The organism is Mesorhizobium sp. M1142, assembly GCF_040318565.1.
GTDB lineage: Bacteria > Pseudomonadota > Alphaproteobacteria > Rhizobiales > Rhizobiaceae > Mesorhizobium.
In genome coordinates this window covers 22,948-40,498 of sequence record NZ_JAMYMK010000013.1, presented here as the reverse complement: position 1 = coordinate 40,498, position 17,551 = coordinate 22,948, and the positions used below count along the sequence as shown (strand labels likewise).

General features: G+C 61.5%; 27 protein-coding genes. 10 read left to right on the top strand and 17 right to left on the bottom strand.

The features are described from left to right. Positions 1-8 precede the first annotated feature (8 nt). Entirely contained in the window at positions 9-1,622 is a 1,614-nt protein-coding gene (locus NKH42_RS20995) for an extracellular solute-binding protein (RefSeq protein ID WP_352505503.1), read from the bottom strand. A gap of 124 nt (positions 1,623-1,746) precedes the next feature. On the opposite strand from NKH42_RS20995, the gene NKH42_RS20990 reads away from it, so the two are divergent. The 3 genes from NKH42_RS20990 to NKH42_RS20980 all read left to right on the top strand — a co-directional run bounded on the left by NKH42_RS20990 (position 1,747) and on the right by NKH42_RS20980 (position 3,341). Then, positions 1,747-1,986 carry a hypothetical protein gene (locus tag NKH42_RS20990; RefSeq protein ID WP_352505502.1) on the top strand — a complete coding sequence of 80 codons (240 nt, stop codon included), beginning with the start codon at positions 1,747-1,749 and terminating at the stop codon, positions 1,984-1,986. A gap of 6 nt (positions 1,987-1,992) precedes the next feature. Further along, positions 1,993-3,024, top strand: coding sequence for a LacI family DNA-binding transcriptional regulator (locus tag NKH42_RS20985; RefSeq protein ID WP_352505501.1), 1,032 nt, complete (start codon positions 1,993-1,995; stop codon positions 3,022-3,024). Between the two features lie 107 nt (positions 3,025-3,131). Further along, a complete protein-coding gene (locus NKH42_RS20980) occupies positions 3,132-3,341 on the top strand; it encodes a hypothetical protein (RefSeq protein ID WP_352752319.1) in 210 nt (69 codons plus the stop codon). On the opposite strand, the gene NKH42_RS20975 is transcribed toward NKH42_RS20980, so the two are convergent. From NKH42_RS20975 to NKH42_RS20965, 3 genes are all read right to left on the bottom strand, one after another. After that, positions 3,338-3,760, bottom strand: a complete 423-nt coding sequence (locus NKH42_RS20975) for an aconitase X swivel domain-containing protein (RefSeq protein ID WP_352505499.1) — start codon at positions 3,758-3,760, stop codon at positions 3,338-3,340. The genes NKH42_RS20980 and NKH42_RS20975 overlap by 4 nt on opposite strands. After that, positions 3,757-5,004 (bottom strand): aconitase X, encoded by a 1,248-nt coding sequence (locus NKH42_RS20970; RefSeq protein WP_352505498.1) that lies wholly within the window; start codon positions 5,002-5,004, stop codon positions 3,757-3,759. The genes NKH42_RS20975 and NKH42_RS20970 overlap by 4 nt, the downstream gene beginning before the upstream one ends. Before the next feature lie 185 nt (positions 5,005-5,189). Beyond that, positions 5,190-5,444: a hypothetical protein gene (locus tag NKH42_RS20965; RefSeq protein ID WP_352505497.1), complete on the bottom strand. Its 255-nt coding sequence runs from the start codon at positions 5,442-5,444 to the stop codon at positions 5,190-5,192. Positions 5,445-5,719: 275 nt separating this feature from the next. Here NKH42_RS20965 and NKH42_RS20960 point away from each other — a divergent pair, with 275 nt between their 5' ends. Then, complete coding sequence (locus tag NKH42_RS20960) at positions 5,720-6,052, top strand: hypothetical protein (protein WP_352505496.1); 333 nt, start codon at positions 5,720-5,722, stop codon at positions 6,050-6,052. Positions 6,053-6,195: 143 nt separating this feature from the next. On the opposite strand, the gene NKH42_RS20955 is transcribed toward NKH42_RS20960, so the two are convergent. From NKH42_RS20955 to NKH42_RS20935, 5 genes are all read right to left on the bottom strand, one after another. Further along, positions 6,196-6,873, bottom strand: a complete 678-nt coding sequence (locus NKH42_RS20955) for a hypothetical protein (RefSeq protein WP_352752322.1) — start codon at positions 6,871-6,873, stop codon at positions 6,196-6,198. Between the two features lie 457 nt (positions 6,874-7,330). Beyond that, positions 7,331-7,549, bottom strand: a complete 219-nt coding sequence (locus tag NKH42_RS20950) for a DUF2934 domain-containing protein (protein WP_352505494.1) — start codon at positions 7,547-7,549, stop codon at positions 7,331-7,333. A gap of 81 nt (positions 7,550-7,630) precedes the next feature. Next, positions 7,631-7,843: a hypothetical protein gene (locus NKH42_RS20945; RefSeq protein WP_254820502.1), complete on the bottom strand. Its 213-nt coding sequence runs from the start codon at positions 7,841-7,843 to the stop codon at positions 7,631-7,633. 124 nt (positions 7,844-7,967) lie between these two features. Further along, positions 7,968-8,273: a DUF1236 domain-containing protein gene (locus NKH42_RS20940; protein WP_352475486.1), complete on the bottom strand. Its 306-nt coding sequence runs from the start codon at positions 8,271-8,273 to the stop codon at positions 7,968-7,970. A 364-nt stretch (positions 8,274-8,637) separates the two neighbouring features. Then, complete coding sequence (locus NKH42_RS20935) at positions 8,638-8,931, bottom strand: hypothetical protein (RefSeq protein WP_352505493.1); 294 nt, start codon at positions 8,929-8,931, stop codon at positions 8,638-8,640. Positions 8,932-9,099: 168 nt separating this feature from the next. On the opposite strand from NKH42_RS20935, the gene NKH42_RS20930 reads away from it, so the two are divergent. Further along, entirely contained in the window at positions 9,100-9,375 is a 276-nt protein-coding gene (locus NKH42_RS20930; protein ID WP_352505492.1) for a hypothetical protein, read from the top strand. A gap of 59 nt (positions 9,376-9,434) precedes the next feature. Here the strand turns inward: NKH42_RS20930 and NKH42_RS20925 are convergent, their stop codons facing one another. The 6 genes from NKH42_RS20925 to NKH42_RS20900 all read right to left on the bottom strand — a co-directional run bounded on the left by NKH42_RS20925 (position 9,435) and on the right by NKH42_RS20900 (position 11,703). Further along, positions 9,435-9,734, bottom strand: a complete 300-nt coding sequence (locus tag NKH42_RS20925) for a hypothetical protein (protein WP_254820498.1) — start codon at positions 9,732-9,734, stop codon at positions 9,435-9,437. 171 nt (positions 9,735-9,905) lie between these two features. After that, a complete protein-coding gene (locus NKH42_RS20920; protein WP_352505661.1) occupies positions 9,906-10,229 on the bottom strand; it encodes a hypothetical protein in 324 nt (107 codons plus the stop codon). Beyond that, complete coding sequence (locus NKH42_RS20915; protein WP_254820497.1) at positions 10,229-10,432, bottom strand: hypothetical protein; 204 nt, start codon at positions 10,430-10,432, stop codon at positions 10,229-10,231. Before NKH42_RS20915 ends, NKH42_RS20920 begins: the two co-directional genes overlap by 1 nt. Next, positions 10,417-10,686 (bottom strand): hypothetical protein, encoded by a 270-nt coding sequence (locus NKH42_RS20910; protein WP_352505491.1) that lies wholly within the window; start codon positions 10,684-10,686, stop codon positions 10,417-10,419. Before NKH42_RS20910 ends, NKH42_RS20915 begins: the two co-directional genes overlap by 16 nt. Further along, positions 10,686-10,898 carry a hypothetical protein gene (locus NKH42_RS20905; RefSeq protein WP_352740641.1) on the bottom strand — a complete coding sequence of 71 codons (213 nt, stop codon included), beginning with the start codon at positions 10,896-10,898 and terminating at the stop codon, positions 10,686-10,688. The genes NKH42_RS20910 and NKH42_RS20905 overlap by 1 nt, the downstream gene beginning before the upstream one ends. Before the next feature lies 1 nt (position 10,899). Further along, positions 10,900-11,703, bottom strand: coding sequence for an N-acetylmuramidase family protein (locus tag NKH42_RS20900; protein WP_352505489.1), 804 nt, complete (start codon positions 11,701-11,703; stop codon positions 10,900-10,902). Positions 11,704-11,854: 151 nt separating this feature from the next. Between NKH42_RS20900 and NKH42_RS20895 the strand changes: the two genes are divergently transcribed. From NKH42_RS20895 to NKH42_RS20875, 5 genes are all read left to right on the top strand, one after another. Beyond that, complete coding sequence (locus NKH42_RS20895) at positions 11,855-12,040, top strand: hypothetical protein (protein ID WP_254820493.1); 186 nt, start codon at positions 11,855-11,857, stop codon at positions 12,038-12,040. 173 nt (positions 12,041-12,213) lie between these two features. Next, on the top strand, positions 12,214-12,363 hold the full coding sequence (locus tag NKH42_RS20890; protein WP_352505488.1) for a hypothetical protein: 150 nt from the start codon (positions 12,214-12,216) through the stop codon (positions 12,361-12,363). A gap of 176 nt (positions 12,364-12,539) precedes the next feature. Next, on the top strand, positions 12,540-12,707 hold the full coding sequence (locus NKH42_RS20885; protein ID WP_352505487.1) for a hypothetical protein: 168 nt from the start codon (positions 12,540-12,542) through the stop codon (positions 12,705-12,707). A gap of 159 nt (positions 12,708-12,866) precedes the next feature. Further along, positions 12,867-13,040, top strand: coding sequence for a hypothetical protein (locus NKH42_RS20880; protein WP_352505486.1), 174 nt, complete (start codon positions 12,867-12,869; stop codon positions 13,038-13,040). 269 nt (positions 13,041-13,309) lie between these two features. Next, positions 13,310-14,056, top strand: a complete 747-nt coding sequence (locus NKH42_RS20875; RefSeq protein WP_352475728.1) for a hypothetical protein — start codon at positions 13,310-13,312, stop codon at positions 14,054-14,056. 91 nt (positions 14,057-14,147) lie between these two features. Here NKH42_RS20875 and NKH42_RS20870 read toward each other — a convergent pair whose 3' ends face one another. Beyond that, positions 14,148-14,732 carry an acyltransferase gene (locus NKH42_RS20870; RefSeq protein ID WP_352505485.1) on the bottom strand — a complete coding sequence of 195 codons (585 nt, stop codon included), beginning with the start codon at positions 14,730-14,732 and terminating at the stop codon, positions 14,148-14,150. A 33-nt stretch (positions 14,733-14,765) separates the two neighbouring features. Then, on the bottom strand, positions 14,766-17,507 hold the full coding sequence (locus tag NKH42_RS20865) for an SGNH/GDSL hydrolase family protein (RefSeq protein WP_352752325.1): 2,742 nt from the start codon (positions 17,505-17,507) through the stop codon (positions 14,766-14,768). Positions 17,508-17,551 lie beyond the last annotated feature (44 nt).

Genomic DNA, 17,551 nt, shown 5'->3' with positions numbered 1-17,551 from the left:
TGGAAGGATCAGGCGATCGGATCGAGGACGGTCGGCCAGGCCTCCTTGTTGGTCTTGATGGCTTCGAGAAGCTTCTCCTCGCCGGTCCGGCGGGCAATCTTCTTCCACTCGGCCTCGGTGTCGGCCATCGCCTGCTCGGCTGTCTTGGCCTTGGTCAACGCGGCGACGAGGTTCTCGTCCAGCGCGTTGTGGAAGGCGGTGGCGCCGGGATAGTTGATGGTGGGCACGGTGCGGGCGACCGTCTCGCGCACCACGTCCATGTGATAGGCGTGATAGGTCTGGCGAACCAGCGGATCGGAGAAATCCGACAGCCGGAACGGATCGAAATAGCCGCCCGGATTAGCGGTCATCCAGGCGTAGATGCGACTTGAACCCAGCCACTGCAGGAACAGGTAGCAGGCTTCCGGATTCTTGGCTTGCGAGGACACCGACGCCGACAGATTGAGCCACAGCACCGAACGGCTGACCAGTTTTCCGTCGATCTCGCGGCCGGGCGGCAGCATCGAGCCGATCTTTCCAGTGACAGCTGAATCCTTGTTGCCGGCATTGTCGAGGAATTTCGGCAGGTTGGAGAAGGCACAGGTCATGGCCGCACCGCCCTTGGCGAAATTGCCGTACTGCTCCGGCCAACCCCAGGAGATCGCATCCGGCGAATGGTGCGAAAGCGAAGCAATGTACTCGTTGGTCGCCGCGATACCTTGCTCCGAATTGATCAGCGGCTTGCCGGCATCGTCGAACAAAAACTGATTGGGCGAAGCCATTGAGACATAACGCTGATACCAGTTGGTGTAGCCCCAGCCCTGGTTGCGCAGATCGGTCGAGCCGAACAGGCCCTTGTCCGGGCGCTGGAAGAAGGCTGCGATCTCGTCATGCTGCTTCCACGTCTTCGGCGCCGCCAGTTCATACCCGTATTTGTCGGAGAAGGCCTTCTTCTCGGCTGCGTCGCCGAACAGATCGGTGCGGTAGACCCAGGTCTGGAAATCGCCATCCAGCGACACGCCGTAGGTCGAGCCGCGATACTGGTTGAGCAGCGAGACGCCCTTGGCGCCGTTGACGTAGCCACGCTCGGGATCGTCCCATTCCGGCTTATATTGTGCAACGAAGTCGTCGAGCTTGAGGATGCCGCCGGTTTCGGCGAGGTCGCCAAGACGGTTCCATTCGACCGCGTAGATGTCGTAGGCTCCACCCTTGGTGGAGATGTCCTGCATCGTCTTGGTGAATTCCTGGCCGTTGGGCACACCGACGATCTCGAGCGGAATACCGGTTTCCTTCTCCCATAGATCCTTGATCGACGGCGCGCCCGCCGGAAACGGCTGCGTCAGTTGGCCGATCGAACCGTCGGACAGGCCGAGCACGATCTTCGTCGGCGCCTTGCCGGCGCCCTTCATCGCCTTGGCTGCCTCGATGGCGCGGCCCTCGGGTGTGTCGGCGCCATACTGATAGCGCTCCGAGCCGTCGAAGCCGGTCGGGCCACCGATCATGCCGGGCGCCAGGGCATCGGCCGCATAGGCACGGCTTGGGCGAATGAATTTCGGCGCGATACCTGCGGCGGCAACAAGCACTGCCGCCTTTCCACCGGACGCCAGCAAACGGCGCCGCGACACGCGGATCAAATTCGACATTGGAACTCCTCCCTCAGGGCCTTGTTCCTCCACGGCCCTTATGATGGATATTGACGGCACCACACGAAGGCTGTCAACATCATAAATAATCAAGACACATCATAATATCTCAAGGGAGAGGAAAATGGCGTTCATCAAGGCTCTCACACCGAAGCCGGTGCTTGAATTTGAGGGAACCAGGCCTGCCCACCTCGCCGCTTTGGTCCGCTTCGGAATTGATCTAGCGCAGCGACTTGCGGATCGGCCAAGGCCGGTTACATCATTTCCCATCAGAATCGCGAGCGGCGATGCGGCCGCTCTTCGACATCGGACCTATGAAATGCGTAATCTCGATGCGCCTTTGGCACATTTTGGAATGAGGTGATCGACAGTGCGGTCCACCCTGACAGACATAGCTCGGGAAGCCGGCGTTTCCGCCGCTACGGTCGACCGTGTGCTCAACAACCGCGCCGGGGTCAGGGCGCGCACTCGCGAGGTCGTGCTCGAAACGGCACAGCGGCTTGGCTATATCGCTGAAAATTCAAATAATCCGAGCTCGCTCAACGCGCTGCGCGGTGAGATCATACGGCTCGATTTCGCCCTGCCCGCCGGCACCAATTCCTTCATCAAGATGCTGCACCGCCAGATCGAGGCGCAGGCGCAGTCGCGGCCTGACCTCGACGTCCGCGTCGCCACTATCGAAGGCTTCAATCCGGATCGGCTCGCCCGTCTGCTGCAGGAACTGCACGGGCAGACGCAAGGCGTTGGTGTGATCGCGCTCGACCATCCGACGGTGCGCGAGGCGATCCGCTCGCTTTCGGCCAGCGGCGTCAAGGTGGTTACCCTCGCTTCCGACATCCTGCATGTGCCGAGGGTTGCCTATATCGGCATCGACAACCGCGCCGCCGGCCGGCTCGCCGGCTACCTGCTCAACCGCTTCATGGGCGCAGAGCGTCCGGGCAAGGTCGCGCTGTTCGCCGGTTCGCTCTCCTACCGCGGCCACGAAGAGCGCGAGATGGGCTTCCGCCACATACTGACGGAAGAATCGCCCAATCTGCAGATCGTCGAGATGCGCGAAATGCTCGACGATCGGGAAAAAGCCTACTCTGAGGCCTCCGCCCTGCTGGACCGGCACCCGGACCTGGCCGCCGTCTACAATGTCGGCGCTGGCAACACCGGCATCGCCCGCGCGCTGAAGGAACGCGGGCGCGCGCTGTCGACGGTCTTTCTCGGCCATGAGGTGACGGAAGGCACCAAGGAGCTCTTGCTCGACGGCACGCTCGACGCGGTCATCGACCAGAACCCGCGCGTCGAGGCCCGCGAGGCGCTCAACACCTTGATCCACGCGGTCAAGGGCTTGCCTTACGAACTGCACCAGCCGAGGCTGCAAGTGATCTTCAGGGAGAGCATCCCGGAGATCTGAACCCAGGTGAGTGGCTGGGGTTTCGTGAATCTTGCGGGCGCGCTCTATTCCGGCCAGCCGCTGAACAACACGCCGCTCGACCGCTCGCGGCGACCGTCGGCTTCTGGATGCTGGAAGACCAGCTTACCGTTGGCGCGCAATATCTCAGCGTTGGCAAGATCACGCGCACCAACCGCAGCAAACCGGACGAACCGACGCTCGTCGATGACGGCTTCGATCTGGTCAACGTCTTTGCCAACTGGCGCATCAACGGCCACGCCAATCTCGATTTCAGCGTCGACCTGGCGGCGGGGCGCGGCGGGACGATGGCCGGCTAGAGCTTGCTCACCATCGCTTGCGCATCTTCGCCCAGACCGATAGCGATCCGGTCGCCGGAGGCAATGCCTGATATGTCGCAGACGACCAGCGGCATGCTGATTTCGTAGAGGAATTCGGCAACGATGGCGCCGATGGCAAGGATCGGGTCCGGCCGCTCCAGGATAATGCCGGCCGGCCCCGTCCCTCTGCGAATCGCTTCGGCCAGAACCGAAGACGAGGACGACGACCCCCGCCCGCTCGGCATCACCAGGATCCTGCCGGCGATATTGCCGCCCAGGTCCGGATGCGAATGGTCGATGATGTCGCCCGTTTCGACATCGATCCCGCCCCAGAAGCTGAGCGCCTGCGAAAGCACCAGCGCCGGGCCCTGTGCGGAGCCGGCAAGGTGGAATGTACCGGTTCTGGCCGGCGCCTTCATGGCGCGCCTCGCACGACGCGGCCGGCCGCGGCCGAGCGGACGCAGTCTTCCATGTCACCGAAGGCCACCGAGACACCGATATTGCCAGGTGCGTAATGCGCCCATTTGCCGGAATTGGTCATCACCACGCCGTCGAGACGCTCGAGGATCGACGTGACATAGGTGCAGGTGTCGGTGACCGGGACAAGGCCGAAGGCTTCCATGCCGGCCAGTGCGCCTTCGTCCTCCAGTCGCGTCAGCGTGGCACGCCCTGTGTTGACATAGATCGGGACGCCCCTGCCCGGCGCAACTTCGCGCAGCAGCGGCAACAGGCGCATCCACTCTTCATGGGAGAAATGCGGCGTGCCTAACGACACGGCTGCAAGCTGCACGCCGTCGGGGACGCTCGACAGCCTGGCCAGCGCATGGCGGACATCAGCGCTAGAGATCCGGATTTTTTCCTCCGGCACCAGGCCGTGCAACGCCTCATCCAGCGTCGTCGCCTCCGGCGTAATGCCGACCGCATGAAACAGCGCCACAGCGCCCGTCGTTGCCGCCGCCGCCCCCAGCGCCTTCAGTTGGTCCTCGTCGCGCGGCTGCGGCAGGCCTGATATGACAGGAATGCGGTCGCCGCTCTTTTGCCCGACAAGTAGTCCGACACCCACGAACAGGGCGTCGCTGGGCTCGAGACCGCCAGTCAGCTCGAACAGGATCTGGCCTCGTCGATTTTCACTCAGATGCAGCCCCCAGGCCGGCGCGCGTCCGGTCATTGCGCAGCATAAATCGATGAAATCGCCATAACGGTTGGTTCGCGCCCCGATCACCGAATTGGCAAAGACGATGGCGTTGGACTCACCCCAGGCGATCTGCTCGCCGAACCTTGGCCGGAATCGAGTCTGATAGGGTGCGCAGGTGAAGGTCGCCTGGCAGCCGAGGTCCAGATGCGCCATCATCAAGCGACGCGCCGGCGCTTCTTGCGACATCGGCATCTTCACCAATCCGGGATGGATGAGGTCGAACGAACCGACATTCAGCGTCGTCGGCACCCGAACGCGGCCGCCGCCCTCGATCAGCCTTTCGACGAAATCGAGGCTAGCCTGGCCGTGATAGAGGCAGCCGTCGATATGGGCACCGGCAATATTCAACAACTTGCGCGCGCCGACCGCCTTCGCGAAGGCGACCAGGATCTTCATGGCGGCAGCCGCTGCCGAGCCTTGCTCGCCATGCAGCATCGACTGGTCGCCGGCCGTCAATTCCAGCGTCATCGGCAAATTCCCGAGCCCGCACTATGCCGATCAAGCACTCCCTGATTGCGGAGCATCTGGCAAGACAGAGCTTCGGATCTCTTCTACTTCGCGGCGATCAGCAGACCAGACGTTCACAGCTCATCGCAAAGCGAGAGAGACGCGAAGCACGGTCGGAGAGCGGGCGATCCACGGCGGAAACGGCGCTATTCCTTCTGCGACGGTCGGTCGGCCGTGCTGCGGTCGCCATCTGCAGAATGCGGCAGGATGCCGAAGTCGCGCGACTTGGTCCCATGCGCCGCCGTCAGGAAACCATCGGCTGTGAGACCTCGCCTCAAAAGCTCACGTACCGCGGCCGACCGGCTCGGCATGTGCTTTTCGAAGCGCCAGTTCTCCAACGCCGCCAGTTCATCGACAGTCAGCATGATCTGCAGTCGTTCCGGGCGTTCCAGTTCGGACATCTCGGCCTCCAGTCATACCAGCCTAAGCGCAGCTGAGTTAGTATGTTCCTGATTTTGTGTAGAATTAGGTACGTGAGCAGAGTACGTCAAGACCTTCAGATGTGTGACTCATGCAGAAGTCCGATGAAGCGGATCAAGCATCAAATGGGCAATCAACAAAATACGCTAACTATTTGACACGAAGCGATTTTTCAAGGGTCTTCGCTTGCCAATCACGAGCCCTGGGCGCATGGTAGAACACGAGGGACAAACCGCCCCTGAAAGGAAGGTTTTCCATGCGCTACGGATTTTCGGTTCGCCTGCACGAAGACGTCGGTTCCCGAATTCGAGCTACATTGCGGTCCGGGATTGCCATCAATCTGACTGCTGTCGCCGAAGCCGTGCGACTGCAAAACCTCGCCGAGAATATTGCGCGCGAAGACATCGAATGGCTCGTCATGCAGGCAGCCCAGCTCCAAGGCGCAGCTATCGAGTTCGACGGCTTCGCGGAAGCCGATCTGGCGGAGTTTGCGTGCACTCAGCTGATGCAAAGCAGCCCCGCATTGGGCTGGGACGCCCTGGAAGGCGGGGTGGCCGTTTCGCCGGATCTTGGCCGTCAAACACATTGAAGCGCGTGCTCTTGTGAGCCCAGCCATGCTGCCGCCACGTGCTCGGCAAAAAAGCCCGCCGCAATGGCGGGCTTTGGACTGCTGGAGGTCTGGTGGACGAAGGCCTTTCGGCCCGGTCCGACATTTCATCCGATGTATTCGCCTTAGCGGCGCGCGATAAGCAGGCACAATTGGCGCAGATCGCTATCGTAAGTGCCTTCGCTACTCAGCACGTCGACGCAGCGCTTCTTCATCCTGGCCAACTTGTCGCCCGACATGTCGGCAACGACCTGGGGCAAGTTGGGATTGCTGGGATTGGGCGGGCTGCCCGGGTTGGACGGATTGCTCGGATTGGTACCACCGATCCCGACACCGGCGCCGACATTGATGCCGCTGCCGACCCCGACCCCCGCGCCAGCCCCAACGCCGCTGCCGATACCTACCCCCGCGTCGGCGGCAATGCCGCTCGAACCGCCAACCGTTGCGCCGGCACCAGCGTTGATGCCGCTTCTGCCCCCGACCGACGCGCCGGCGCCCGCGGCAATGCCGCTCGAACCCCCAACCGTTGCGCCGGCACCGGTGTTAATGCCGCTGCCGCCCACCAAGGCACCGAGGCCTGCCTTGATGCCGCCGCTGCCCCCGACCGTTGCGCCGGCACCGGCGTTGATGCCGCCGCGACCGCCAACCGTCGCGCCGAGGCCGGCTTTGATGCCGCCGTTGCCGCCGATGGATGTTCCAACACCAACGGCAATTCCGTCCGCTGCATTCACGGGCATCGAGAGCATGAAAAGCGCTACGCTGCCTGCCACTGCACCGGTGATTGTTTTGATGTTGATGGTCATAACATTCTCCCTGCTGTAGTTTCGCTGAGCAACCCGCGAACTCGCCGGTTGCATTACGCCCTAAGTGCAAGGAAGAAGATCGGTTTCTTTGCCGATCAACTTGCTGGTCCCATGGTGTATTTTCAAAGAACAGCCGCGTGAAATTTATATTGAAATTTTCCGAAAGTTTGAAGCGATGCGAGAGTCAGCTGGTCGGCGCCGCAACAGACGAACATCGCAACGGGTCGGCGGCCGAAAAGGCGAATTCCTAATCTGCAAACCACAACATCAAACCGACCCCTCGGCAATAGAACAATGGGCCGATAAGATCCGCTCTGCGCGGGTTTGCTTCACCGTGCTGCGTCATTTTTGACCTGTCTGGACTGTCTCTGCTGCCGACCGCGGACGAAAGTACAAAGCGCCGAACCGCGAGATCCAGCGATGGAATCAAATCCGCTCGAGTTCACGCTTTGCGTGGTCACGCCTTGGATTTGGTTTCCTCCTTGGCGGCGGGCGCCGTCTTAGGCTGACGTGGTGATGGCTTCGGCCGGCTGGCGGTCTTCTCTTTCGTGGCGATTTCTGCGTCGATTTCGGCGGTAGCCTGATCCCAATGTTGCTGATGCGCCCCGTCGGGCCTGCCTGCCCGTTCCCAGATCGCGTGTGCACGCTGGCGAATCCGTTCCTGTCTGTCCCTCACCGTTGCCTCCGTCGGTTTATGCGTAAGCAACTTTGTTCTAGCTGAAATTTCGACCGGCGTCTTGATCCCCAGGCAACACCGTCATTGAACCTCTCTGTCACACAGGACGGCGACGCCGAGGAGCGCCGCCTTCTTGATGATCAGCCCTTCAAGGTCGGCGTCCGAGCGCTCGGTTCCGGTGCGTTCGCGCAACAGTGCAATCGCCGCCTTCATCGACAGCAGCCCATCGCCTCGTTCAGCAAGCAGTTTGTCGACGGCGGCGGCCACGTTGGCCCGCTCGACATGCGGCAGCATGGGAATGGCTCCTTTCCTTGTTTCGCGACGACAGCGGCTCCATCCCGATCGCTCGGGATGGAGCTCTTATTCGATAATTTAGACCGTGACCTTTCCAAATCCGGTTCGCGGTTTGGAACGCCGATCACTCGATGACGTGCACGATCTTGCGGGTGCCTGGGTCGACGAGCACGGTGCGATTGCCGACGACGACGTATCTGTACTTCACGTCGGGAACATCGATCGGTTGCAGCTCGACCGTATCTGGCACCGTGGAACCGATATTGAGCTCCACGCCCAGAAGATTGATCGACGCCAACGGGTGCTTATGGACGTATTCGCGGATGACCGTCTGCTGTTCGGGCGTGACAATCACCTGGTCCGCGGTGGCCACGCCGACGCCGGCGAGCAACACCAATCCCGCCGCAGCAGGAACAAGGTGGATTTTCATCGTCTACTCCTGTTGTTACGGGCCTCGCCCTTACAGTTGCGACGCGGCTTTCCGGTCGAAGCGGCGAACCCTCTAGGCAAACGCCCACGCCACCTTGTTGTTCCGTAAGTGGCGGCTAATCGAATGGCGGTGAAGTGCCCGCGCGGTGCGGCGAATGAACTGCAAATGAGCTACGGTGGCCCGCGTCGCAAGACGCGGGCCGATCGGTTTCCCGATCAGCAGCGACACCGGAGGGGGATGATATCGGCTGCGCCTGAAACAACGTTTAGGACAAGCTAATGTTCCTGAGAGAGGGCAACAAACCTGCCGGTACAGCGCGACGTTACCGCCCATGGGCAAGCCCCTGTGGCCGCAAATGAAGCGGCTACTGCTTTGGCGGTTGTGGCGGCACCTCGCCGGGCTTGAGCACCGGGGTCTTGCCCTCGTTCGGCGGTGGCGCCGCCATGCCCTGATCGCCCGTTGGCGGCGGCTTCAGGACCCCACCGCATGGCTCGAGCGTGTCGGACAAATTGCTGCCGGCCGGCTTCTGCTGCTGGTTCTTCTGATCCTGCGGCTCAACCTTGCAGCGGTCGGATTGCGCCTGTTCGCCCGGCTGCGCGGCCGCCGGCGCCGCCAGCAGCGCACCTAGCATATACGGCAAGAAAATGAGCGGTCTCATGTCGAGCTCCTTTCGCGCCAGTATCTTCTGAATGTGAAGGCGGGCAGGCGCGATTGGTTCCGTCGTGCGGCAATGCGCCCGGACCGCAGCGGCCCGGAACCGGCCGCCAGACTTATGAGTTCAACCACTGAGCCAGTTCAGGGCCGCCGACATTATGGAGAACCAGCGATGGAACCGCGCAGGAAAGAACGAACCGACGACGAGACCGAGAGCCCGACGATCCAGCAGCAGGACTGGGATGCCATCCGGAGCGGGAAAATTCTCCCAGACGGCGTGCCGCAAAACGGCGACATCCGTTACGACGTCGAGAAAGACGGCGAACTGCCGGAGGAGGACGACGACAACGCCTACCAGGACAGCGACGAGGCCTTGCCGGACGATACTGAGGAACGCGTTATTTCACGCGATCTCGCACGCGAAGGTGGTCCTTTCGACGAGGAATGAGCGACTGCCTTTCGCACTGCGCTCGCTATCCGGGTAGACGGTCGGATGAGCCTCTGCTTTCAATTCGGGAGGTCGAAGACCGGCTCCTGGCAGCGATAGACCAGACATTGACCATCACGCGTCTTGATATACGCGGAGCGCGGCACTTGCGGCCAGTCGCATTCATTGCCGAATTGGCGGACGTAACGGTCGTAGGTGTTCTGGCCGGTGGTCAGCACCACCGAGCGATGCCTCTGGATCAGAAGCTGCGTCTGTTCGCATGTCATCGCGCGGCTGTCCGGCCGGGCGTCGGCCGTCGCGGCAAACAGAAGCGCCCCGGCTGTAAGGACTGCCGCTTGTGTCAGGACTCTGCCAAGCATGAGACCATCTCCCGTGAAGCCTAACGCGCATCTTGGTTTCGCAAGCGCCGGATCGAGCCGCCCTCGCAAAGAAAAGATCGTACAGATTGCCAGGAAAAATGCAAAAGCCCGCCGCACCTTTCGGCGCGGCGGGCTTCAACTGAACGTCACTCTTAGTCAGGCTTGGGCGGCTTACTCCTCCTTCACCGGCCCGAACCGGCGCACGATCATTTCGAAGACGATATCCGAGATCCACATCGCCGATACGCCAATCAGAAAGGCCGCGGCCAGCGTCGTGGTGTCGTCGTCCGGCGAAGGAAAGGGCAGGCCGGCGGCGCGGAAATAATGCACGACCGGCAGCGTCAGATAGGCCGCCGCCAGCGCGCCGCAGATCGGCGAGGCCACCATTTCGCGGACCTTGTAGCGGTGACGTGACAAGGCCCGCAAAATGCCGCCGGACAGGCCGGCGACCAATACCGGCGCCTTGATGCCCAGAACGTCGAGCAGCTCATGCATCATGGCGTCCACCCGCACCATCTGGCGCCCTGCCCGTTGAAGGCGTTCATCTCGTCGAGCTCGGGCCGGGTCATGGCGGCGACGACCGGGGCGGATGGCCGGCGTGGCTGACTTTGGTCGCACCAGACTTGCCGCGGATTGCCGGCCGGCGCGGTTGTCGTGCAGCCGGCCAGCACCAGGCAGAGGATCAGCGCCTTGCCCATTTCTCAGCCTCCGCTCTTGCTGCCGCATCGATCATGCCGGCGGCCTTCCGCCCTTCGGCGGAAGCCTCGCGGTTCATTTCGAGGCGGTCCTCGGCGGCCGCGATTTTTGCCTCGACCTGTTTGACCGCCTCCTTCTTCGCCCGGTTGAAGCCGCCTGCAATGTAAAGGCCGATGCCGCCGGCCACAGCAGCGAATACCGTCATGACGACCTTGTTGCCGATGATGGTGCTGAGAATGGCGAGGAGCGCGGTCATCACAAATCCTCGGCGCGGCGGCGGCGCAGGAACTCGGTCAAGACGCCGTTGATCACAAGAAACCAGGGGAACCATTCCCCTGGGATGACCGGCGAAAGAACCTGCGGGTCGACATAGGTGACGATGCTCGCGATGATGCCGATAGCCGCCTGAAGCCGCGCCCAGACAATTGTTTCGCTGTCGCGGAAGAAGCTCTTGATCCGGGTCCACATGTCATTTCCTTCCGAATAGTTTGAGGATTGCTGATAATTTGAGGATGGTGGCGATCAGCGCTGCCCAGAAGCCGGGCTTGGCGGCAGGCACAGGAGGCCCAGGAGGCGCGTGCGTGGCGGCCGCTTGTGGAACGGGAATTGGGCTGGCTGGCTCTGGCGGAGTTGCAGGGACGACCGCCGACGACAGCGGGCCGGCAGACGGCCAAGGCGTGTCCTTGATGCGCGACCATTTGCGATAGGCCTCTGCGAGCCTGGTATCGTAGGCGTTCTTGCGATAGCCGGCGCCGTTGTAGCCCTTGGCGAAGCCTGCCCAGTCATGGTTGCGCAGATTGTCGTCGAGCTTGTTCGTCTTGATGAAGTTGAACGCGGCCTCAAGCTGGGCTTCCTCGTCGGCCATCATGGCTTCCACCATGGCCTGCACTGTCGCGAACCCGGCGGCGGCGTGGTTTTCGCCGAGAACCTGGCCAAGACCCCATGACGCGGATTTGAGCGCCGCGGTTTCGTCGATCGCACAAGCTGCCTTGAGCCGTGGGTAGCCATCCCTGGGATAGGGCTTCTCGCCCCACTTCGAATAGGCGAGGCCAGCGGCTACCGCTCTTGCCCGCTTGGCACCCGACAGGTTGCGATAGAAGACGTGCGGCTCGAACAGGATGACCGGCCGGCCAAGGGCGTCGAAGCCGTGCCCGCTCGTTTCAACATCGAGGAACGCGTGCATCTCGTCCTCGCCGACGCCGATCCGGGCGCCGAGTTTCGGCAAGTCCATATCATCGAGGCGCCTGGCGGCGCCCTTGAACAAACGGTCCATAGGTTTCCTTTCCGCCCTCGCGGGCAGAGTTTTGAGCTTGAAACGGCACGTGCGTGGCGGCAGAGCAGAATTGGGCGGCAGCGCGCGCCGATGTGGCAAGCAAGGTTGATGTTTTCGACCCGCCATGTGAAATGGCCGCGGGATGGTGCACATGTCTGATGACGAACAAACCGCTGCGGCGCGCTGGACGGTGAAGTCCGAACTCCGCGCCGTCGGTCGCGACAAGCCGCTGCTGCTGGTGCTGGCGGCGATCCTCTGCCTCTATTGTGCGTTTATCGCCGGACCGATCGTCTACGCGGTGCTGGCCATCAACGGCATTGCGGATTTCTTCAAATGAAGCCGGTTCCGGCGATCTCGCTCCGGTCCCGGTTCCTGCGTCCACCGCGCCCGAAATTGCTCGACCTGGATGAAATTGCTTAGCCGGGATGAAACCGTTCCCGTCTATCGTTCGTACCTGTAGCGGGTACGGGAGGACACGTGACGATAAGAATCAGGCTTCCAGGCGGGACTTTGAAGATCAAGAAAAGGGACGAGCTGCGGCGGCGCGAGCAGAAGCGCGAGGTGCCGGTTTGGCAGGTCGGCAATTATTTCGTCATCTGGTGGCCGAGCGGCATGTCCGATCGCCGATCGTCGCCCAACAAGTCCTCGCCCAGGAAATAGCCCGGGCACCCGACGATCCCGACCCGGCACTGATGCCTCGGTGCCGGATCAGGAACCGCCGTGCGCGCCAAACTTCCGAGACCGCTCGACAAATCCCAGAAAAAGTCAGCGGACAGGCGTTGACTCTTCCGCCACGGAAGGTTTTGATGCTGCATTGCACAATCAGGCGGGGGCCGATGGCAGTACGTATCAGAATGCTAGGCGGCACGCTGAAGGTGAAAGTGTACCGCGAATTGCGCGATCGCGAACGCGCCCGCCGCATACCTGTCGTCAAGATCGGCCGGGTTTATTTCACCTGGTGGTCGAACCGCCAGCGACTCATTGACGACCAGTCGCCACGGTGAACGTCCCAATTCTTCCGACCTGGCATGCGCCTGGGAAGCCCGCTCAGCCTCCGCAGGCGAGCTCGCAAGATAAGTTGATGAGGCTGCTGTTGACTCTTCCGTGACGGAAGGTCTCGCATTGCACGAAAATTGCTGCGTTGCACAACGGGAGTTGGACCGATGGCGGTGCGTATCAGGTTGCCTGGCGGCACTCTGAAGATGAAGACCTATCGTGAGTTGCGAGCCCGGGAACGCGACCGCCGCGTGCCTGTGATGAAGATGGGTTCGCTTTATTTTATCTGGTGGTCGAAACGCCAGGAACCTCACCAGAAGCCGCAGGACAGCAGACGGTAGCGGCTCCGCCGGCGACGGGTCCGCGTCAGCGATGAACCCTGACAATTCCGAAATACAACTCCAGCTGTAGGAATTTTTGGTCGGCCGGGTGTGCCATTGTTGGTGCGCACAGCATCCCGAGCGGCCCTCGCAGAGCAATTCTTCCGACGTCTTTTCGGCGATTTTCAAACGGCGTCCAGACTGGCGGGCGCGGGTGTTTGCAACTTGCAAACCGTCGCCGCTTGTCGCAAATAATTGGCCGCGGGCGGGCGATCAGGAGTCATCCATTGATGAATGTCCAATCGCGCATGCATGCTTTCCTTCGCTCAAGTCCGCTCCGATATTATTTTCACCTCGCAAAGGCTCGCCTTGCCGGGTCTCCGCAATCAGACGAAAGTGTGATCCTGTCGCAGATTGTTGGCCAAAGCCCGAAAACGTTCTTGGAATTTGGTTTCCATCCGACGGAATACAACTGCATTGGGCTTAGTGAATTCAGGGGTCTGCTCGTCGACGGCGACGCAACGACCGTGCGGTTAGCGCGCTCGCTGCTTCCAAAGCGGATTGAAGTGCGCCAGAGCTTCATTGATCTCAACAACATCGAAAGTCTCGCCACGCATTTTCCGCAACTTGGAGTGCTTTCCGTCGATGTCGATGGAAACGACTACTGGTTTCTGCAAGCCTTGCTGCCAGTGCGGCCGGCCGTCATTGTGGCGGAGTACAACGCCAGTTTTGGTCTCAATCCTATCACAGTGCCGTATGATCACGCTTTCGATCGCACCGCCAAGCACGACAGCGGCTGGTATCACGGTGCATCGATCACCGCCCTGGCCAATCTCTGCAAGAAGTACGGCTACAAGCTCGTTGCCGTCTCGTCCGCCGGCGGGAACGCGTTCTTCTTACCTAACGGTTCGGACATGCCGGGATTGGAGCCGGCTCAGTCCTATCGAGAGAGCACCCTGCGCAACCGCTGGTCTGGAACTACCGCTAAGGATCAATGGGAGCGTATCAAGCATATGCCTTTTGTCGAAGCGACCTGAAACGGAGACGAGAAATGTACGCTGGATAACCGCATCGACATGTAGCCATATACGATGGCACGACGCTCATTGATGAGCGCGGCCAAAGGCATCACTTCACTAGGTCTGCTGGCCGCACCAACGAATCGGCCGGGACGTCGTGTCGAACAATCGACCCGGCCGAGATAATCGCCCGATCGCCGATGGTGACACCCTTCATGACCATAGCGCTATTGCCGATCCACACGTCATCTCCAATAGTGATCGGCGCCGAACGAATGCCCGGGTCGACACGCGGATGACCCTCACGAAAGATGGCTTGCATCTGAGCAAAACGCTTCTGCGGGTCCATCGGATGCGAATTGGTGTCGTGGATCGCCACGCCCCATGAGACGTGCACTCGCTTGCCGATCTTGATCCCCACCGGGTCTGACGACCAAATCGTCGAGCCTGGGCCAAGATAAAACCAATCATCGATTTTGATCCGACCCTCGTGGGCAAAGACCTGCAAATGCCCATCCAAATGGCTGTCCGCGCCGATCGAGACGCGAGACCGGTCCCCGCGGATATTGAAAATTTCCGCCCCGGCGCCAAACTTCGTGCGCGGCCCGATGACGGCATTTTCCCTAGCGGCGCCAGTGGCGATCCATGACCAAAAGCGGCGGCGAAGAGCTAGAACGGTGGAGAAGACGCGCATTCGCGAACATCTGCCACACAGGATCACTCCAGTCTAGGCTCCGAAGAAGCCCCGGCGCGAGAGACGACGAAGTTCCTCTGCATCGAAAGTTCCGTGCCGCAGGCTGCCGGCAGCAGTCGGATGAAGCTCATCGCTCATGTAAGCCAACGAGGTCAGGTAGCCGATACCGCTCTCGCCTCCTACATCAATTAACGGTATGGACAGCATATCGGCTACCTCCCGCTCCGCCTTCATGAACTGGACCAGCGTGTTGCCTTGACCGTTTATTCTTCCTATCCGGTGCGTCGCGTGTCCAGGGCCGCCGCTGTAGGTACCAATCATGACGATCTTGGCATTCGGCGCGCGCGCTCGGATGGCGGCGCAGGCCGCCCACAGCGAACCATAGTGAGTGGCGTAGGTCGTGTCGCCGAGAGCGCCTAGGGGCGTCTCCTGCGCGCCAAAGGCGTTCGGGCCCGGCTCCAAGATTACCAACTCCGCGTCGACTGGAATGTTGGCGATCGCATTGGACATTCCGTAGCTCGGATAGGCGGTGGTGCTCAGCCCCAAGGCCGAGCCACTGACCGCTAGATTGGTAGGAACCATACCGGTCAGACCGACGAGGACGGGAACGTAGTAGGCTCCGGCCGAAATGCTAGAGCCGATCAGGGTCAATTTTTTGCCAACCAGGGCGGCCGAGCCGTCGTCATATGGGTCGCCGCCGATGTTGGCCGGATCCGACAATAGGCCAAGATACAGAGCGCCATTGGCGACTGCCGTCACGCCGGCGCTTTTGGTCCAGGCCGAGTTGGAGAGGTTTTCCGAAGACGAGAAGACATTCGGCCCACCATTGATGCTTAGAGCCGACCTTTGGACATAGAATCCAGACACACCATCGCCGACATACGGGTGACCGCCAGCAGACGGGAAAATACGCTGTTGCCAGTTCGTCGCGGCCGTGGCTGTTGCCGTCTTCGTAACCGTGCATTCGTACCAGCCGTTGCCAAGAGCGACGATGCTCGCACCTGTGCCGGTCGCGGTCCCGGTGTCGAGATTGAAGGTGCAGTCGAAGATGACGGCGTTGTTGGAGTAGAGATTGAGACGATTGCGTTCGCCCTTTTTGGCGGTGACTTTCCAGACGATATTGTCGCCATTGACCACGGACCTGCCCTGATAAACGGAAGGATTGCCAGAGCCGACCATTTCGACAAGCTTCGATGCCGTCATTCGGCCTCTGACGGTCACGTCGAGGCCATCGACAAGCGGAGGCAGGGAGATCAGCACCGGTTCATAAGGGCTGACCGTGGTGGTAACCGTCACGTTCTGCTTCGTGAAGGCTGCGTTGGCGGGGTCGCTGCTCGGGAACAGGTTAGCCGGCAGGCCCTGCTTGCGAAGCACGACACTGCGAATGTACATACCGCTGGTTCCATCGCCGGTGAACGGAAAAACGCTAGCAGCCGACATACGTGCCTGCACATTGTTCGTAATATTTGCCGCAACCAGGACGACAGCCTTGCACTCGTACCAGCCGGAGCCAATATCTGTGATGGCAGCGCTGACGAGGTTCGCGCCTGAACTGCTTGAGACGATACCCTCCTCAAGATTGAAGTTGGCTGTATAGGCCGCACCAGGCCCCGCGTGGATAAGCTGCAGAATGCTTCGCTCTCCAGCTTTGGCAATGGCAATGTGCTCGATCGTGTCGCCCGACACAAAAGAGTAGGATCGATATATAGATGGGCTGACTGATCCGGCCGCCTCTGTTAGCCTGGCGGTCGGAACGCTAAGGCCTTCGATCATTGCTAGGCTATCGACGCTCGAAAGGAGAGCAGCCGTTGCCGCCCGGACACCCGTATCAGCTGCTACCGGTCCGGCCCCAACATTGAACAACCCCAAAGAACCTGTCGAAACTTCGGTCCAGAAATACTCACCGACATCGACATTCCTGCCCAGCACCGCCGCGGCGGCGGCGCCGGCCAGTCCTGCCGACGCCGCAAAGCTGAACGTCGGCGCCACTGTGTAGGAGCCCGGCGCCGTGATCAGTATCTGCGTCAGCACCCCGCCCGCCACCACGAAGCGGCCGGCAGCGCCCGACCCGGTGCCGCCGGTAAACGCCAGGTCGAACATGCCGTTGGCGCCGCCCGAGCCTGGCGTGATCGCACCGTTGCCGGCGACGCCGAAGCCGATTGCCGCGGCAGTCGTCGGGAAAATGCCCTTGCCGTAGAGCGAAGCGTCGCGTGCAGCCTGAGCGCTGATGACGGCCGCCGCGGCCGCGACGGCATCGGAATTAGTCGCAGCCCGGTCGGCTGTGGTTTGCCCGGCATTCGCTGCTGAAGCGGCAGCACTCGCGGATGCCTGGCCGGCGCTGGCTTCGGCAGCATCCTTCAGCGCCTGGGTTTCATCGCGCAGCGCTTCGACCTCATCGACCATCTCCGCGATGTCGGGCGGAACGGATGCGGCGACGGTGATGGCATCGGCGCCGACGGCCGGCTCGTCGGCCGTGAACTCGAACACGCGGCCGGCATTGACCGATCCGATCTGGGTATGGACGGTGGTGCCCTTCTGCAGGGTGCGCGTAGTGCGGGCATCGGCGGCGCGGAACCATTCGCCTGCGCTCGCGGTGTAGATGCCGTTTTGCGTCGGGTCGGCCTGGTCCTTGACCAGCACGCGGTCGCCGACCTCGGCCGGCACGCCGTCGATCGCCTGCAGGCCATGCAGGAGGATGTCGGCCGTGGTCGCGAGGCGCACGGGTTCGCGTTCGCCGGTCAGGAGACGAACGGCGGCAGTTGCAGGTCGGGACATGAGGGCTTGCTCCATAAAAAAAGCCCCGCACAAGCGAGGCTGGA

Excerpts from the sequence above, each read along its gene's own strand:
- NKH42_RS20915 (WP_254820497.1), bottom strand. The coding sequence starts at position 10,432 with ATGGGCAAGGCGCTGATCCTCTGCCTGGTGCTGGCCGGCTGCACGACA.
- NKH42_RS20910 (WP_352505491.1), bottom strand. The coding sequence starts at position 10,686 with ATGACCGCGCTCCTCGCCATTCTCAGCACCATCATCGGCAACAAGGTC.
- NKH42_RS20895 (WP_254820493.1), top strand. The coding sequence starts at position 11,855 with ATGTCTGATGACGAACAAACCGCTGCGGCGCGCTGGACGGTGAAGTCC.
- NKH42_RS20975 (WP_352505499.1), bottom strand. The coding sequence starts at position 3,760 with ATGAAGGCGCCGGCCAGAACCGGTACATTCCACCTTGCCGGCTCCGCA.
- NKH42_RS20935 (WP_352505493.1), bottom strand. The coding sequence starts at position 8,931 with ATGAGACCGCTCATTTTCTTGCCGTATATGCTAGGTGCGCTGCTGGCG.
- NKH42_RS20995 (WP_352505503.1), bottom strand. The coding sequence starts at position 1,622 with ATGTCGAATTTGATCCGCGTGTCGCGGCGCCGTTTGCTGGCGTCCGGT.
- NKH42_RS20885 (WP_352505487.1), top strand. The coding sequence starts at position 12,540 with ATGGCAGTACGTATCAGAATGCTAGGCGGCACGCTGAAGGTGAAAGTG.
- NKH42_RS20945 (WP_254820502.1), bottom strand. The coding sequence starts at position 7,843 with ATGCTGCCGCATGTCGAGCGGGCCAACGTGGCCGCCGCCGTCGACAAA.
- NKH42_RS20920 (WP_352505661.1), bottom strand. The coding sequence starts at position 10,229 with ATGCATGAGCTGCTCGACGTTCTGGGCATCAAGGCGCCGGTATTGGTC.
- NKH42_RS20925 (WP_254820498.1), bottom strand. The coding sequence starts at position 9,734 with ATGCTTGGCAGAGTCCTGACACAAGCGGCAGTCCTTACAGCCGGGGCG.
- NKH42_RS20900 (WP_352505489.1), bottom strand. The coding sequence starts at position 11,703 with ATGGACCGTTTGTTCAAGGGCGCCGCCAGGCGCCTCGATGATATGGAC.
- NKH42_RS20880 (WP_352505486.1), top strand. The coding sequence starts at position 12,867 with ATGGCGGTGCGTATCAGGTTGCCTGGCGGCACTCTGAAGATGAAGACC.
- NKH42_RS20865 (WP_352752325.1), bottom strand. The coding sequence starts at position 17,507 with ATGTCCCGACCTGCAACTGCCGCCGTTCGTCTCCTGACCGGCGAACGC.
- NKH42_RS20970 (WP_352505498.1), bottom strand. The coding sequence starts at position 5,004 with ATGACGCTGGAATTGACGGCCGGCGACCAGTCGATGCTGCATGGCGAG.
- NKH42_RS20980 (WP_352752319.1), top strand. The coding sequence starts at position 3,132 with ATGCTGGAAGACCAGCTTACCGTTGGCGCGCAATATCTCAGCGTTGGC.
- NKH42_RS20955 (WP_352752322.1), bottom strand. The coding sequence starts at position 6,873 with ATGACCATCAACATCAAAACAATCACCGGTGCAGTGGCAGGCAGCGTA.
- NKH42_RS20875 (WP_352475728.1), top strand. The coding sequence starts at position 13,310 with ATGAATGTCCAATCGCGCATGCATGCTTTCCTTCGCTCAAGTCCGCTC.
- NKH42_RS20870 (WP_352505485.1), bottom strand. The coding sequence starts at position 14,732 with ATGCGCGTCTTCTCCACCGTTCTAGCTCTTCGCCGCCGCTTTTGGTCA.
- NKH42_RS20990 (WP_352505502.1), top strand. The coding sequence starts at position 1,747 with ATGGCGTTCATCAAGGCTCTCACACCGAAGCCGGTGCTTGAATTTGAG.
- NKH42_RS20965 (WP_352505497.1), bottom strand. The coding sequence starts at position 5,444 with ATGTCCGAACTGGAACGCCCGGAACGACTGCAGATCATGCTGACTGTC.
- NKH42_RS20960 (WP_352505496.1), top strand. The coding sequence starts at position 5,720 with ATGCGCTACGGATTTTCGGTTCGCCTGCACGAAGACGTCGGTTCCCGA.
- NKH42_RS20905 (WP_352740641.1), bottom strand. The coding sequence starts at position 10,898 with ATGTGGACCCGGATCAAGAGCTTCTTCCGCGACAGCGAAACAATTGTC.
- NKH42_RS20930 (WP_352505492.1), top strand. The coding sequence starts at position 9,100 with ATGGAACCGCGCAGGAAAGAACGAACCGACGACGAGACCGAGAGCCCG.
- NKH42_RS20940 (WP_352475486.1), bottom strand. The coding sequence starts at position 8,273 with ATGAAAATCCACCTTGTTCCTGCTGCGGCGGGATTGGTGTTGCTCGCC.